Source organism: Paracoccus sp. UBA889, from assembly GCA_002294185.1.
Taxonomy (GTDB): domain Bacteria; phylum Pseudomonadota; class Alphaproteobacteria; order Rhodobacterales; family Rhodobacteraceae; genus Paracoccus.
This window is the reverse complement of record DBFD01000004.1, coordinates 1-14,175: the sequence shown is the minus strand read 5'-3', so window position 1 is coordinate 14,175 and position 14,175 is coordinate 1. Positions and strand designations below refer to the sequence as shown.

Below are 14,175 nucleotides of genomic sequence, written 5' to 3'. Positions count from 1 at the left end.
GCGCGTCGCCTAGAGCACCAGGATACCGGCATGTTTCGCCTTGTTGTCGGGTTCGACATGGATGGTGATCTGGGCCTCGGTCAGTTTGGCCTTCAGCGCCGTTTCGATCCGGTCGCAGATCTGGTGTGCCTCGGACACGCTGGTCGCACCATCCACGACCAGATGAAAGTCGATGAAGGTCGCGGATCCGGCCTGGCGGGTCCGCAGATCATGGGCCTCGATCGCACCCTCGGCGCGATCCGCGATCGTCTCGCGGATGACACGCATCAGATCTTGCGATACCGCTTCGTCCATCAGGCCGCTGAGCGAACTGGTCATCAGCTTCCAGCCGGACCAGAGAATGTTCAGTGCCACAAGCGCCGCGAGGATCGGGTCGAGGATCGCATAACCCGTCGCCACCGCCAGCAGAACCCCCAGGACCACACCGGCCGAGGTGATCACATCGGCCAGAAGATGCTTGCCATCGGCGACGAGGGCGGGCGACTGATGGTGGCGGCCGCGGCTGATCAGCACCCAGCACCAGATGCTGTTCAGCACGCCCGCAGCCACGTTGATCGCCAGCCCCAGGGCCGGCGCCTCCAGCGGCGTGGGCGCAAGGATGCCGTAATAGGATTTGCGCAGGATCACCAGCGCGGCGACGATGATCAGGACGCCCTCCAGCACGGCGCTGAAGAACTCGGCCTTGTGGTGGCCATAGGGATGACCGTGATCGGCGGGCTTCGCGGCGATGCGAATCGCGATCAGCGCTGCGACCGCCGCCGCCACATTCACCGTGCTTTCCAGCGCATCCGACAGCAGCGCGACCGAGCCGGTCACCCACCATGCCAGCGTCTTCAGCGCCAGCACCACCAGCCCCACCACGATACTGCCGATGCCGATCCTGATCGTCTGGGTCATGGGAAGGCAATCTCCGGTCACGAAGGTCTAGAGCCGCGCCCTTTTGCAGATCGGGAACAAGAACTCAACCGCGATCCGGCGCGGCGTCGGCCTATTCTTCCTCGTCGTCGCCGAAGCGGGCATCGTCGTCATATTCATCCTCGCCCTCGTTGACGTATTTGGAACTGAGCGCGATCGAATGATTGTCGTGGATCGGGTCCATGACCACATCCGATGGAATTTCGCCGCGCAGCCATTCGCGGATCTCCTCGCGCGATTCGGACGGGTCCTGCCCGGTCAATTCCGAGATATAGCGCACGAAACCGCGTTGATCGCCGTCGATCTCGTCCAGCTCGGCCTCATCGGCCTCGGGCCACTTGTCCTGAATCGCTTCGTAGAAGGCCGACCAGTTTTCCTGAACATGATGCCACTTCATCTCAATATCCTCTGGGCAGGCCCTGCTGCGCCCAGCGGGCGCTGCCGGTAATGTCCTCGCCGATGCCGGCGACGGTGTTGCAGCCGGCCAGGATCGTGCAGGCCAGCAGCGTGAAGATCGTTGCTTTCATCTCTCTGCCTCATCTTGCCACCAAAGCTCGGGCATGAAACCCGGCCAATCTCCGTAAAGCGGCGTTGCCTTCTCAGGATACGACAGGTTGGCGTCGTGGGCCAGACGCGAGACCGGCGAGAAACTGACCGGGATCACATACCGGCCCGCGGTCAGCACACGGTCCAGCGCGCGGACGGCGGCGTTGAAATCGTCGTCACTGCCGGCGTTCAGTATTTCGGCGATCATTGCGTCCACGGCGGGGTTCTTCATGCCCATCCAGTTGCGGCTGCCCGGCTGGTCGGCTGCCGCCGATCCCCAATACAGCATCTGTTCATTGCCGGGCGACAGCGACAGCGCGCGTTCATACCAGGTCATGTCGAACTGGAAATTGTTCGTCCGCTCGACATATTGCGCGGAATCCAGTTCGGTGACGCGGGGAAAGATGCCCAGATTGCGCAGCGCCTCGATATAGATATCGACGATCTGCTGGGTTTCCGAGGCTGTCCGCATGGCGCTGCCCGACTGGTTCAGCACGATCTCGAAGGCGAAGGGGCGGCCCTCGGCGTTCTTCATCCGGCCGTCCTGCACCGTCCAGCCGGCCTCTTCCATCAGCTTCAGCGCGCGGCGCAGGCCCTTGCGGTCCAGCGGGCGGTCGGCGCCCTCGGGCAGGGTATAGCCGTCCAGCGTACCGGGCGGCAGGTCCGCTGCGAAGGGGCGCAGCAGGTCGGCCACCCGGCCCTCGGCCGGGCCGGGACGCATGGCGAGGCTGGAATTGGCGAAATAGGACGTGATGCGCGGTTCCCTGCCGCCATTCAGCGTCGCGTTGATGAACTGAAAGTTGAATGCCTCGATCATCGCCTGCCGCACGCGCCAGTCGGCAAACAGCGGGTTGCGGGTATTCATCACCAACCCCATGATCCCCGAGGGCCGTTCGTTGCCGATCTCGGATTTCACCACCTTGCCCTGCGCCGCCAGCGGAAAGTCGTATTCCTCGTCCCATTTGCGGGGCGACAATTCGCGCCATACGCTGATCTCACCGGCCTTGAATGCCTCGAACATGGCATTGGCGTCGCCGAAGTAGTCAAAGCGGATCTCGTCGAAGTTGTTCTGGCCCTTGCGCACGTTCAGATCCGCGCCCCAGTAATCGGGATTGCGTCTGAAGGTGATGGAACGGCCGGGATCGACGCTGTCGATGACATAGGGTCCCGACGCGATCGGCGCATCCAGACCCGAAAGGCTGAAATCGCGGCCCTCCCACTGTGCCTTCTTGAGAATCGGCCTCATTCCCATCAGCATCGCCAGTTCGCGATCCTTTTCCTTGAAGGTAAAGCGGATCTTGCGCTCGCCCGTCTGTTCCATCTTCTCGACCTTGGCCCAGGCGCCCCGATAGCGGGGATGACCCTGTGTGCCCAAGGTCTCATAGGACCACATCACGTCCTCCACCGTGACCGGACTGCCATCCGAGAACCTGGCTTCGGGGCGCAGGGTGAATTCGACCCAGGTCCGCTCGGGATCGGTCTCTACGGTGTCGGCCAGAAGGCCATAGAGCGTGAACGGCTCATCCAGCGAGCGATACATCAGCGTTTCCGTCAGCAGTCCGGGCTGGAACAGGATCGGCCAGACAGGATTGCCCTTCAGCACCCAGGGTTTCAACGAGTCGAATCCGCCCGGTTCCGCCAGCCGAATCGACCCGCCTTTCGGTGCGGCCGGATTCGCGTACGGCATCTGATCGAAGCCCGCTTCCAGGGCAGGTTCTCCATACATTGCAATGCCATGAGCAGGTTTTCCAAGACTTGCCAGAGGCATTGATGCAACAGTGAACAGGCCCGCCACCAACGCCAGCAAGGCACGTTTGATCGCGCATTTGTTAGGGATTTTGAAGATTCGCATCGCCGCCTGCCTCGTCATTCTTTGTTTGGCATGGATTTCAACAGGCTCGTCCGCCGGGCGTCAATGGCGCGGCCAACTTCGCTGTTGGACTCGGGCAAGGACTCGCGTATAAGTGTCTTACTGCTCGATAGGTTTCTTGCCTGTATGAAACCTGCCTCATGACTTGCGCCCGCCTTGTGCGGGCGCTTTTTTTATGTTCCGGGCAGTCCTGTCGCCTGGTTGCCGCGACAGGACAAAGGTTGCAGTTTGCGGTTGCAACGGTCCCGATGGCATGCCGGTTCGCGGGCGGAAAGGACCATGATTGGGGGAACCAATGTTCGAAAGATTCCTGACAGGAAAGACGGCGGTCGTGACCGGATCGAATTCCGGCATCGGCCTGGGCGTGGCAAACGAACTGGCACGCACGGGTGCCGATCTGGTGCTGAACAGCTTTACCGACCGGGACGAGGATCATGCCCTGGCCGAAAAGCTGGCCCGGCAACACAGCGTGAAAGTGCGCTATATCAAGGCCGACATGTCCAGCCCCGAAGAATGCCGCGAACTGATCGAGAAGGCCGGCTCCTGCGATATTCTGGTCAACAATGCGGGTATCCAGCATGTCGCGCCGATTCCCGAATTCCCGATCGAGAAATGGAACGCGATCATCGCGATCAACCTGTCTTCGGCCTTCCACACCAGCGCCGCCGCGCTGCCGATGATGCGCAAGGCCGGCTGGGGGCGGATCGTCAACATCGCCTCGGCCCATGGGCTGACCGCCAGCCCGTTCAAATCGGCCTATGTCGCGGCCAAGCATGGCGTCGTCGGGCTGACCAAGGTGGCGGCGCTGGAAACCGCCGAGGAAAAGATCACCTGCAACGCGATCTGTCCGGGCTATGTGCTGACTCCGCTGGTCGAGGCACAGATTCCCGACACGATGAAAGAATACGACATGAGCCGCGAGGACGTGATCCGGAACGTGATGCTACAGCGTCAGCCGTCAAAGGAATTCGCCACCGTCGAGGAAATCGGCGGCACGGCGGTATTTTTATGCAGCGACGCCGCGGCCCAGATCACCGGCACCACGATCAGCGTCGATGGCGGCTGGACGGCCATGTGACGACATCAGCCGGCGGTTCCGCCCGGGTTCGATCGCCAAGCGCGGTGCCGGGCCGAAAAGAACCGGCGCTTCGCGGTCCTTCGTCATCTTGGGAAACCGTCCGGAATGCGGCACCTGACCCCAGGCGGCGCAGAGTGAACGCCGCCCCGTGGACGGGGCGGCGCAGCCATCCTGGCAGGGAATGAGGGCCGTTTCAGCTCAGGGCGCGCTGCACCGACCCCGCATCCGCCCCGGTCAGCGTCTTCGCGATTTCCTTCGCAAGCCGCTGCTGCAATTCCTTGTGATATTTCTTTCGCATGGTGCCCAGGGTGGTCGGATCCGCGATCACCGCGACCTCGTCGGCCTTGCCACGCAGCACCAGGTCATTGAGGAAATCGGCCAGGCCGCTGGCGAAAGCGGCTTCATCCACATCGCGCGAGGATTCGGATTCCAGTTCGGCATCCGCGAAATCCTTCTGGCTCAGGGACCGGGTCTGTTCCAGTTCCAGTCCGTGACGCGCGCGGTTGCGAAACAGCGTGGCCGTATGGCCATCGGCGACGACGACCAGGGCATTGCGAGACAGCATATCATGCTCCTTCCGATTGCTTGCCCGTTCCAACGCGCCAGAAGAATCTCAGTTGCAGCCCTCGCAGAAACGGCGGATCCGCGCCACGGCATCGGCCAGCACCTCGTCGCTGGCGGCGTAGGAGATGCGGAAATGCGGGCTTAGCCCGAAGGCCGCACCGAAGACGACCGCGACGCCGCTTTCCTCCAGCAGGGCATTGGCGAAGGCTTCGTCGCTGTCTATCGGCGTTCCCGCCGCGCTGGTCCTGCCGATCAGCCTGGCTATCGAGGGATAGACATAGAACGCGCCCTGCGGAATCGGGCATTCGATGCCGGGGCAATCGTTCAGGCCGGCCACGATCAGATCGCGGCGGCGCTGGAACGCGGCCCGGCTGTCGCTGACATAATCCTGCGGGCCGCTCAGCGCCGCCTCGGCCGCATGTTGGCTGATCGAACAGGGATTCGAGGTCGATTGCGATTGCAACTTGGCCATGGCGCGGATCAGGCTTTCGGGGCCCGCGCCATATCCGATTCGCCAGCCGGTCATCGCATAGGACTTGCTGACTCCGTTCATGGTCAGGATGCGGTTCTTCAGCCGCGGCTCGACCTGGGCCGGGGTGGCGAATTCGAAGCCGTCAAAGACCAGATGTTCGTAGATGTCGTCGCTGAGGATCCAGACATGGGGATGGCGCAGCAGAACATCGCTCAGCGCCTGGATCCGGGCGCGCGAATAGCCCGCGCCCGATGGGTTCGAGGGCGAATTCAGGATCAGCCACTTCGTGCGCGGCGTGATCGCCGCCTCCAGCGCGTCCGGCGTCAGGCGAAAGCCGTGCTCGATACCGCATTCGATCACGACCGGCCTTCCGCCCGCCAGCAGGACCATGTCGGGGTAGCTGACCCAGTAGGGCGCCGGCACGATCACCTCGTCGCCCTGATCCAGCGTTGCCATCAGCGCATTGAACAGGATCTGCTTGCCCCCGGTGCCGACCGTGATCTGCGCGGGGGCATAGTCCAGGCCGTTCTCGCGCGCGAATTTTGCGGCGATCGCGCGTTTCAGCGAAGGCATGCCATCCACGACGGTATAGCGCGTGTGGCCGGCGTCGATCGCCGCCTTGGCGGCCTCGCGGATATGGACGGGCGTGTCGAAATCGGGCTCTCCCGCCGACAGGCTGATGACGTCGCGCCCCTCGGCGCGCAATTCGGCCGCGCGGGCGGTCATGGCCATGGTTGGCGACGGCTTGATACGCGCCATTCGGTCGGAAATGAACGCCATCGGGGGCCTCTGGTTTGATCTGCGTCTTCGCATGGCTTACGGTGTGCGCGCAAAAGCCACAAGCGGGGGGAACATGGAAGACGGGCATGGATATGGTGACGGCGAGGCGACGCTGGGCGACCGTCTGACCGCCGCGCGTGAGGGTGCAGGGCTGGAAGTCGGGGAGCTGGCTGCGCGCCTGGGCGTGCGGACCGAGACGCTGGAGGGCTGGGAAAGCGATCAGGCCGAGCCGCGCGCGTCGTTGCTGGGCAGGCTGTCCGGAATTCTTGGCGTCTCGCTGATATGGCTGATGACCGGCGACGGAAGGGGGCCTTCAACGGGCGAATCGGGCCCGGGTGCCATCGCCGCCGAACTGCGCGACCTTCGCCGTTTGCTGAACGAAGCAGCGCGGCGCATGGACCGGATCGAGGATTTGCTGGCCTGTGACTGAGGAAACACCCGAGATACGGCTGCGGCGGTTGCGGATGCGAAGCTGGCGGCGCGGCATGAAGGAAATGGACCTGATTCTGGGCTGCTTCGCCGACAGGAATTTGCCCGATCTGCCCGATCCCCTGTTACGGAAATACGAGGATTTGCTGCTGGAAAACGATCAGGACCTGTATCTGTGGGTCACCGCGCGGCTGGCGCCGGTCGCAGACGGGAGACGCGGTCCGGCGGGTTTTTCCGACATTCTGGACCGCATCGCCGCAAGTGCTGCGACTCGGCCCCGATAAGAAGGTTCGCCGTTTACGGAAGATTCTCTTTTGTCTGTCATCTTGCAGATCATGAAAGACAGACGGGAACGACCTGCCATGCTGCGCCATGCCACACAATATGACCGAAGCTCGATCTCTGCCCCCGCGCCGGAAGAGGCCAGCGAACTGGCCGAAGCCTATCTGGAATCGCTGCAACTTCTTGAACGGATGCATCGGTTGATGCTGGATCTGGTGAAGGATGAATTCGAGCGTCTGAACCGCAACGATCTGACGCCGGTGCAGGCCATGATCCTCTATAATCTGGGCGAGGCCGAGGTCAGCGCGGGCGAATTGCGATCACGCGGCATGTATCAGGGCAGCAATGTCAGCTACAATCTGAAGAAGCTGGTGACGATGGGCTATGTCCACCATGAACGTTCGGACCTGGATCGCCGTTCGGTCCGGGTCAGGCTGACGCCTGAGGGAATCGCGGTGCGCGAAACGGTGCACCAGTTGTTCATTCGCCATGCCGAAGGCCTGGCCCTGTCCGGCGTGCTGGAGGATCCCCCGCTGGAACAGGTCAATCTTCAAAGCCGCCGGATCGAGCGATTCTGGACCGAGCAGATCCGCTATATCTACTGACCGAACAGCGACGCGGGCCTGGTCCGCGCCGCCATCGGTCCCTCACCAGTGGCCGGTATTGTCCATGCTGGCCCAGGGCTCCTGCGATGGCAGCGCGTCGCCATCCTGCAAAAGCTCGATCGAGATGTTGTCGGGACTGCGCACGAAGGCCATGTGGCCGTCGCGGGGCGGGCGGTTGATCGTGACGCCTGCATCCATCAGCTTCTGGCACATCTCGTAGATATTGCCGACACGATAGGCCAGGTGGCCGAAATGCCGGCTGTCCGAGGGCAGGCCATCGTCGCCGTCCCAGTTATAGGTCAGTTCGACCGGCGTTTCCGGTTGTCCCGGCGGCGCCATGAAAACCAGGGTGAAGCGACCCTTGTCGTTGTCGATGCGGCGGGTTTCCTCCAGCCCCAGCAGGCGGAAGAAATCCATCGTCTTGTCCAGATCCTTCACGCGGCACATCGTATGCAGATAGCGAATGGTCATGCGGTTTCCTTTCTGTCGCGGCATCGTGCCGTTGGCCGGCAATGTGGCACCACCTCGCCTTGGGTGCAAATGCTGGACCTTCGCGGATACTCATGCGACATCAGGTGTCACGGTGAACACGGGAGGGGCGATGCGTCAATATCTGGAGGCGCTGACAACGGTGCTGGAACAGGGCGTCGAATCCACCGACCGCACCGGCACCGGCACGATCTCGCATTTCGGGCTGCAATGCCGCTATCGGTTGGCCGAGGGATTTCCGCTGGTCACGACCAAGAAACTGCACCTGCGATCCATCATCCACGAACTTTTGTGGTTTCTGTCGGGCGAGACGAATATCGCCTATCTGCGCGAGAACGGCGTTTCGATCTGGGACGAATGGGCCGATGAAAAGGGCGATCTCGGACCCGTCTATGGCCATCAATGGCGGCATTTTCCCATGATTCGGCAAGGCCCTGAGGGGCCTGTCGCCGGAGAGATCGACCAGATCGCGACCCTGGTCGAGACGATCCGCACGACGCCCGACAGCAGGCGTCTGATCGTGACGGCGTGGAATCCCGGCGACATCGACCGCATGGCCCTGCCGCCCTGTCACACGCTGTGGCAGGTCCGGATCGCGGGCGGCAAGATGCATCTGCAACTGTATCAACGTTCGGCCGACATGTTCCTGGGCGTGCCGTTCAACATCGCCTCCTACGCATTGTTGACCATGATGGTGGCGCAGGTGACGGGGCTGAAGACCGGCGAGTTCATCCACACGTTCGGCGATGCGCATCTCTACATGAACCACTTCGAGCAGGCGCGGCTGCAGATTGCGCGTGAACCGCTGCCGCTACCGGTCATGCACATCAATCCCGATGTGACCGATCTGTTTGCTTTCACCTTCGATGACTTCCGGCTGGAGGGATACGAATCCCATCCGCACATCGCCGCGCCGATCGCGGTCTGAGTTGATGAGCGAACCGGACCTGAAAACGCCGTCGCTGAAGACGCCGGAGATTGTCATCGTGGCCGCAGTCGCCGAAAACGGTGTGATCGGACGCGATGGCGACATGCCCTGGAAGCTGTCGAGCGATCTGAAGCGTTTCAAGGCCATCACCATTGGCAAACCGGTGGTGATGGGGCGCAAGACCTTCGATTCCATCGGCAAGCCGCTTCCGGGCCGTCCCAATATCGTGATCTCGCGCTCAGAGGCGCTGATAGATGGCGCGATCGTGACGCCGGGGCTGGGGGCCGCACTCGAGAAAGCGGCCTCGCTCGTCGAGGGCGACAACCTCGAGATTTGCGTCATCGGCGGCGGCGAAATCTATCGTCAGGCCATGGAGCGTGCCGACCGGCTGGAGATTACCCATGTCGAGGGCAGGGTGGATGGCGATACGGTCTTCCCGACCATCGATCCGGACGTCTGGGCCCTCGAATCCGAGGAGCGAATTTCGGCAGGTGAGCGCGACAGCCACGACATGCGCTTTGCGGTCTATCGCCGCAGCATCTGACACAATCGTCGATATGGTGGCTGATAAGGGCGGAATTGCCTGATTTTCAACCTGTTTACGTTGAAAGCGCCCCCCACGATACCTATAACGGTTCAAACGGATTGGGGGGAGGCATCCGCCTGCCCTGAACGCTAACAAAGAGGTTTTGATGCCCTGGAGCAATCAGAATGGCGGCGGCGGCCCATGGGGTGGCGGCGGCGGAGGAAACAACCAGGGTCCCTGGGGCAAGGGCCCGCAAGGACCCCGCGGAGGTGGTGGCGGTAACACACCGCCCGATCTCGAAGACCTTATTCGCCGTGGTCAGGACAGCCTGCGCCGGGTGATGCCCGGTGGTTCGGGCGGTCCCGGCGGTTCCGGCAAGCTGATCGCCATCGTCGTTGTTCTCGGTCTTATCGCGTTGTGGGCAACCCAGGCGATCTACACCGTTCAGCCGGACGAACGCGGCGTGGAACTGCGCTTCGGTGAGCCGAAGAGCGAAGTCTCGATGCCGGGCCTGCATGTCATCTTCTGGCCCTTCGAGACAGTGGAAACCGTCTCCATCGTCGAGCGTCAGCTCGATTCAGGCGGCAACTCGCGCTCGGGCAGCACCAGCGGCCTGATGTTGTCGGGTGACCAGAANNTTCAACATCGCCTCCTACGCGCTGCTTCTGGTGATGCTGGCTCATGTGACGGGTTACGAGCCGGGCGATTTCATCCACTCGATCGGCGATGCGCATATCTATCTGAACCATCTCGAACAGGTGAAGACGCAACTGGGCCGCGCGCCGCGACCACTGCCGCGGCTGGAACTGGCCCGCGACGTGACCTCGATCTTCGATTTCCGCCATGACGATTTCCGGTTTCTCGACTACGATCCCGCGCCGGCGATCCGGGCACCTGTGGCGGTCTGACCATGCTCAGCCTGATCGTCGCCCGCGCGCAGGATGGCGCCATCGGCAAGGACAACCGGATCCCGTGGCACATCCCGCAGGATCTGCGGATGTTTCAGCGCGAGACGACCGGCGGCGCGCTGATCATGGGGCGCAGGACATGGGAAAGCCTGCCTGTCCGGCCGCTGAAGAACCGGCTGAACTGCGTCTTGTCGCGCGATGCCCGCGTGGCGGAAAACGTCTTTGCCGGACTGACCGAGGCGATCCGGTTCTGCGAGGATCAGGGCCATTTCCGCGTCTACGTCATCGGCGGTCAGCGGGTCTTTGCCGAGGCGCTGCCGCTGGCCGACCGGCTGCTGCTGACCGAAGTCGCGACGACCGTTTCCGGCGCCGAGGCGTTCTTTCCCGATTTCGACGAAGGCGACTGGCGGCAGATCGCTGCGCGCCCGCTGCAGGCCGAACCGCCCGCGATCGTGCGCGAACTGATCCGTCAGCCCTGAATCGCCGCGATCCAGCGGCGCAGGACCGACAGGCTTTCCGGCTCGTCCAGCCAGGGGACATGCGCGCGATCCGGCACCTCGGCAAAGATGGTGTCGGGGCGAAGAGACCGCATCCGCGCCGCGACGTCGGGCGACAGCAGGTCGGAATTGGCGCCGCGGATCAGGGCCACCGGCAAACCTTCGGTCGCGCGCCAGAGCGGCCAGAGATCGGGCGCCTCGCCATCGAACGCCGCCAGAAATGCCTCGCGCAGGGCAGGGTCGTATCTGATTTGCAGCCCGTCCGGCGTCTGGTCGTAGTGCTTTCGCGCATCGGCCAGCCAGCGGCCTGCGGGGACATTCGCGAAGCCGGGCATCGCAGCGGGCAGGCGTTCGGCCAGCGCCGCATGAGTCGGCGCCGAAGGGTTGCGGCCGACATAATCGAAGATGCGTTCAAGGCCCGCACGTTCGATCTGAGGACCGACATCATTGAGACACAGGCCCAGCAGGCGATCATGGGCGGCGGCCGCCAGCAACAGCCCGATCAACCCGCCACGCGAGGTACCCAGAAGGGCGGCCTTGCCGATGCCCAGATGATCCAGCAGCGCCAGCGCGTCCTTGGCTTCCTGTGGCACGGTATAGGTCGCGGCGCCGGTATGATCCGATTGCCCGCGGCCGCGATAATCCATGCGGATCAGCCGCAGATCCGGAAGATGCGGCGCAAGGTAGTCGAAATCGTCCATGTTCCGGGTCAGCCCGGCAAGGCACAGCACCGGAAGGCCCCGGCCCGCGTCACGATAGGCGATCTTCGCGCCGTCCCCGGCGACGAAATGCGGCATGGGTTTCCCTTCCGGCCCTACAGGTTCTCGCTTTGCGGCATTCCCAGAACGTGATAGCCGCCATCGACCATCACGATCTCGCCCGTCGTGCAGGCGCCCCAATCCGACAGCAGCCAGACCGCAGTTCCGCCGATCGCGTCCAGTGTGGCATTGGCGCGCAGCGGGGCATTCATTTCGGTGTGGCGAAAGGTCCGGCGCGCTCCGCCGATGGCCGCCCCCGCCAGCGTCTTCATCGGGCCGGGCGATATCGCGTTGACCCGGATTCCATCCGGCCCCAGGTCATTCGCAAGATAGCGCACGCTCGATTCCAGCGCCGCCTTGGCCACGCCCATGACATTGTAGAACGGCGTCACCCGGTTCGAACCGCCATAGGTCAATGTGATCAGCGAACCGCCTTCGGCCATCAGCGGGTGGGCGCGGCGGGCGATCTCGATCAGCGAATAGCAGCTGATGTCCAGACTGTGCTTGAAATTCGCGCGACTGGTGTTCAGAAAGCGGCCGGTCAGTTCGTTCCTGTTGGAAAAGGCGATCGCGTGGATGACGAAATCCAGCTTGCCCCAGCGGTCGCCAAGCGTCGCGAAAGCCGCATCCAGCGAGGCGTCATCGGTCACGTCCACATCCAGCAGCAGATCCGAGCCGACCGAGGCCGCCAGCGGCTGAACCCGCTTGCCGAAAGCCTCGCCCTGGTAGGAAAACGCCAGCTCCGCGCCTTCGGCCGCCACCGCGCGCGCGATGCCCCAGGCGATGGAATGGTCGTTGGCGACCCCCATCACAAGCCCGCGCCTGCCCTTCAGAAGATCGCCCATATGACAGCCCTCGACGTAGTTTTGTCTGTTATTCCAAGTATCTGGACAGCAGCAGCGAGGCATTGGTGCCGCCGAATCCGAAGCTGTTCGACAACACCGAGTCAAGACCCGCCTCATCGACCCGCGTGGTGGCAATCTCGCTCGGTCTGATGGCGGGGTCCAGAGTCTCGACATTCGCCGAGGCCGCGATGAAGTCATTTTGCAACATCAGCAGACAATAGATCGCTTCGTGAACCCCGGTCGCGCCCAGGCTGTGCCCGGTCAGCGACTTGGTCGAACTGATCGGCGGCGTCGCCCCTTCGCCGAAGATGCGGCGGATCGCATTGACCTCGCCGATATCGCCGACCGGCGTCGAGGTCCCATGGGCATTGATATAGCTGAGCTCGCGCCCTTCGGGCAGCGTCTCCAGCGCCAGCCGCATGGATCTTTCGCCGCCCTCGCCCGACGGGGCAACCATGTCATGGCCGTCCGATGTCGCGCCGTAGCCGGTCACTTCGGCATAGATCTTGGCGCCACGCGCCAGGGCGTGGTCCAGTTCTTCCAGCACCACGACGCCGCCGCCGCCGGCGATCACGAAGCCGTCGCGCGTCGCATCATAGGGGCGCGAGGCGGTTTCCGGCGTGTCGTTGTATTTCGAGGACATCGCGCCCATTGCGTCGAACAGGCAGGACAGGGTCCAGTCCAGTTCCTCGCCGCCGCCGGCGAAGACGATGTCCTGCTTGCCCATCTGGATCTGTTCGACGCCGTTGCCGATGCAATGCGCGCTGGTCGAACAGGCCGAGGTGATGGAATAGTTGACCCCCTTGATCCGGAAGGGCGTGGCCAGCGTGGCCGAATTGGTGGACGACATGCAGCGCGTCACCATGAAGGGCCCCATCCGCTTGGGACTGCCCTTTTCGATGACGATCTGGTGGGCGTCGAAGAAATTCGACGTGGAGGGGCCGCCCGATCCCATGATCAGGCCGGTCCGAGGGTTCGAGACGTCGCCTTCCTCAAGCCCGCTATCCTTGACCGCCTGTTCCATGGCGATGAAGTTGTAGGCTGCGCCCGGACCCATGAAGCGCAGGTTGCGCTTGTCGATGTGATCCTCCAGCACGATCTGGGGCATTCCGTGAACCTGGCTGCGAAAGCCGTGTTCGGCATATTCCGGGGCGAAGACGATGCCCGAGCGGCCGATCCGCAGGCTTTCCAGCACTTCGGCGGCATTGTTGCCGATGGGCGAGACGATCCCGAGCCCGGTGATGACGACGCGACGCATGAGAGGATTCCTCTGGCTGATTAGCTGGTCGACAGCGCGACCTTCATATCCTTGACCTGATAGATGACCTCGCCATCGGCCTCGACGCGGCCATCCGCCACGCCCATGGTCAGCCGGCGGGTCTGAACCGCCTTGGTGAAATCGACGAAATAGCGCAGCAACTTGCGGTCGGGGCGGACCATGCCGGTCAGCTTGACCTCGCCCACGCCAAGCGCATAGCCGCGCCCCTCCCATCCGCGCCAGCCCAGGTTGAAGCCGGTCAGTTGCCACAGCCCGTCAAGGCCAAGGCATCCGGGCATGATCGGGTTGCCGGGGAAATGGCAGGCGAAAAACCAGAGATCGGGGTCGATGTCGAATTCGGCGACGACATGCCCCTTGCCATGCGCGCCGCGATCTTCCGAGACATCGGTGATCCGGTCCATCAT

The 14,175-nt window shown here is 63.1% G+C and carries 18 protein-coding genes and 2 pseudogenes; 9 read left to right on the top strand and 11 right to left on the bottom strand.

Going from position 1 to position 14,175, the window contains the following annotated elements; translation table 11 throughout:
- Positions 1–9: 9 nt before the first annotated feature.
- From B4L36_RS00375 to B4L36_RS00360, 4 genes are all read right to left on the bottom strand, one after another.
- Positions 10–897 (bottom strand): cation diffusion facilitator family transporter, encoded by an 888-nt coding sequence (locus B4L36_RS00375; RefSeq protein ID WP_292950734.1) that lies wholly within the window; start codon positions 895–897, stop codon positions 10–12.
- Positions 898–988: 91 nt separating this feature from the next.
- A complete protein-coding gene (locus tag B4L36_RS00370) occupies positions 989–1,312 on the bottom strand; it encodes a hypothetical protein (RefSeq protein ID WP_292950732.1) in 324 nt (107 codons plus the stop codon).
- 1 nt (position 1,313) lies between these two features.
- Positions 1,314–1,442 (bottom strand): hypothetical protein, encoded by a 129-nt coding sequence (locus tag B4L36_RS00365; RefSeq protein WP_292950730.1) that lies wholly within the window; start codon positions 1,440–1,442, stop codon positions 1,314–1,316.
- Positions 1,439–3,313: an extracellular solute-binding protein gene (locus tag B4L36_RS00360; protein WP_292950728.1), complete on the bottom strand. Its 1,875-nt coding sequence runs from the start codon at positions 3,311–3,313 to the stop codon at positions 1,439–1,441. Before B4L36_RS00360 ends, B4L36_RS00365 begins: the two co-directional genes overlap by 4 nt.
- Positions 3,314–3,626: 313 nt before the next feature.
- On the opposite strand from B4L36_RS00360, the gene B4L36_RS00355 reads away from it, so the two are divergent.
- Positions 3,627–4,409, top strand: a complete 783-nt coding sequence (locus tag B4L36_RS00355; RefSeq protein WP_292950726.1) for a 3-hydroxybutyrate dehydrogenase — start codon at positions 3,627–3,629, stop codon at positions 4,407–4,409.
- Between the two features lie 193 nt (positions 4,410–4,602).
- Here the strand turns inward: B4L36_RS00355 and B4L36_RS00350 are convergent, their stop codons facing one another.
- On the bottom strand, positions 4,603–4,974 hold the full coding sequence (locus B4L36_RS00350; RefSeq protein WP_292950724.1) for a host attachment protein: 372 nt from the start codon (positions 4,972–4,974) through the stop codon (positions 4,603–4,605).
- Positions 4,975–5,022: 48 nt separating this feature from the next.
- Positions 5,023–6,225: a pyridoxal phosphate-dependent aminotransferase gene (locus tag B4L36_RS00345; RefSeq protein WP_292950722.1), complete on the bottom strand. Its 1,203-nt coding sequence runs from the start codon at positions 6,223–6,225 to the stop codon at positions 5,023–5,025.
- A gap of 73 nt (positions 6,226–6,298) precedes the next feature.
- Here B4L36_RS00345 and B4L36_RS00340 point away from each other — a divergent pair, with 73 nt between their 5' ends.
- The 3 genes from B4L36_RS00340 (at position 6,299) to B4L36_RS00330 (ending at position 7,541) form a co-directional block, all read left to right on the top strand.
- Complete coding sequence (locus B4L36_RS00340) at positions 6,299–6,655, top strand: helix-turn-helix domain-containing protein (RefSeq protein WP_292950720.1); 357 nt, start codon at positions 6,299–6,301, stop codon at positions 6,653–6,655.
- Positions 6,648–6,938, top strand: coding sequence for a succinate dehydrogenase assembly factor 2 (locus B4L36_RS00335; protein WP_292950718.1), 291 nt, complete (start codon positions 6,648–6,650; stop codon positions 6,936–6,938). Before B4L36_RS00340 ends, B4L36_RS00335 begins: the two co-directional genes overlap by 8 nt.
- 78 nt (positions 6,939–7,016) lie before the next feature.
- Positions 7,017–7,541 (top strand): MarR family winged helix-turn-helix transcriptional regulator, encoded by a 525-nt coding sequence (locus B4L36_RS00330; RefSeq protein ID WP_292950716.1) that lies wholly within the window; start codon positions 7,017–7,019, stop codon positions 7,539–7,541.
- Positions 7,542–7,583: 42 nt separating this feature from the next.
- Here the strand turns inward: B4L36_RS00330 and B4L36_RS00325 are convergent, their stop codons facing one another.
- Positions 7,584–8,012, bottom strand: coding sequence for a VOC family protein (locus B4L36_RS00325; protein ID WP_292950714.1), 429 nt, complete (start codon positions 8,010–8,012; stop codon positions 7,584–7,586).
- A 130-nt stretch (positions 8,013–8,142) separates the two neighbouring features.
- Between B4L36_RS00325 and B4L36_RS00320 the strand changes: the two genes are divergently transcribed.
- The 5 genes and pseudogenes from B4L36_RS00320 to B4L36_RS00305 all read left to right on the top strand — a co-directional run bounded on the left by B4L36_RS00320 (position 8,143) and on the right by B4L36_RS00305 (position 10,871).
- Positions 8,143–8,958 (top strand): thymidylate synthase, encoded by an 816-nt coding sequence (locus tag B4L36_RS00320; protein WP_292950712.1) that lies wholly within the window; start codon positions 8,143–8,145, stop codon positions 8,956–8,958.
- A complete protein-coding gene (locus tag B4L36_RS00315; RefSeq protein ID WP_292950710.1) occupies positions 8,897–9,502 on the top strand; it encodes a dihydrofolate reductase in 606 nt (201 codons plus the stop codon). The genes B4L36_RS00320 and B4L36_RS00315 overlap by 62 nt, the downstream gene beginning before the upstream one ends.
- Before the next feature lie 148 nt (positions 9,503–9,650).
- Positions 9,651–9,824: pseudogene (locus tag B4L36_RS16155) on the top strand (protease modulator HflK N-terminal domain-containing protein); the annotation flags it as partial.
- Between the two features lie 298 nt (positions 9,825–10,122).
- Positions 10,123–10,392, top strand: a pseudogene (thyA, locus tag B4L36_RS00310) (thymidylate synthase); the annotation flags it as partial.
- 2 nt (positions 10,393–10,394) lie between these two features.
- A complete protein-coding gene (locus B4L36_RS00305) occupies positions 10,395–10,871 on the top strand; it encodes a dihydrofolate reductase (protein WP_292950708.1) in 477 nt (158 codons plus the stop codon).
- Here the strand turns inward: B4L36_RS00305 and B4L36_RS00300 are convergent.
- From B4L36_RS00300 to fabA, 4 genes are all read right to left on the bottom strand, one after another.
- On the bottom strand, positions 10,862–11,686 hold the full coding sequence (locus tag B4L36_RS00300) for an alpha/beta fold hydrolase (protein WP_292950706.1): 825 nt from the start codon (positions 11,684–11,686) through the stop codon (positions 10,862–10,864). The genes B4L36_RS00305 and B4L36_RS00300 overlap by 10 nt on opposite strands.
- Positions 11,687–11,703: 17 nt before the next feature.
- Positions 11,704–12,492, bottom strand: a complete 789-nt coding sequence (locus tag B4L36_RS00295; RefSeq protein WP_292950704.1) for an enoyl-ACP reductase FabI — start codon at positions 12,490–12,492, stop codon at positions 11,704–11,706.
- A 28-nt stretch (positions 12,493–12,520) separates the two neighbouring features.
- Positions 12,521–13,750 (bottom strand): beta-ketoacyl-ACP synthase I, encoded by a 1,230-nt coding sequence (fabB, locus tag B4L36_RS00290; protein ID WP_292950702.1) that lies wholly within the window; start codon positions 13,748–13,750, stop codon positions 12,521–12,523.
- Positions 13,751–13,770: 20 nt separating this feature from the next.
- A partial coding sequence (gene fabA / locus B4L36_RS00285; protein WP_292950700.1) for a bifunctional 3-hydroxydecanoyl-ACP dehydratase/trans-2-decenoyl-ACP isomerase occupies positions 13,771–14,175 on the bottom strand: 405 nt, incomplete at its 5' end.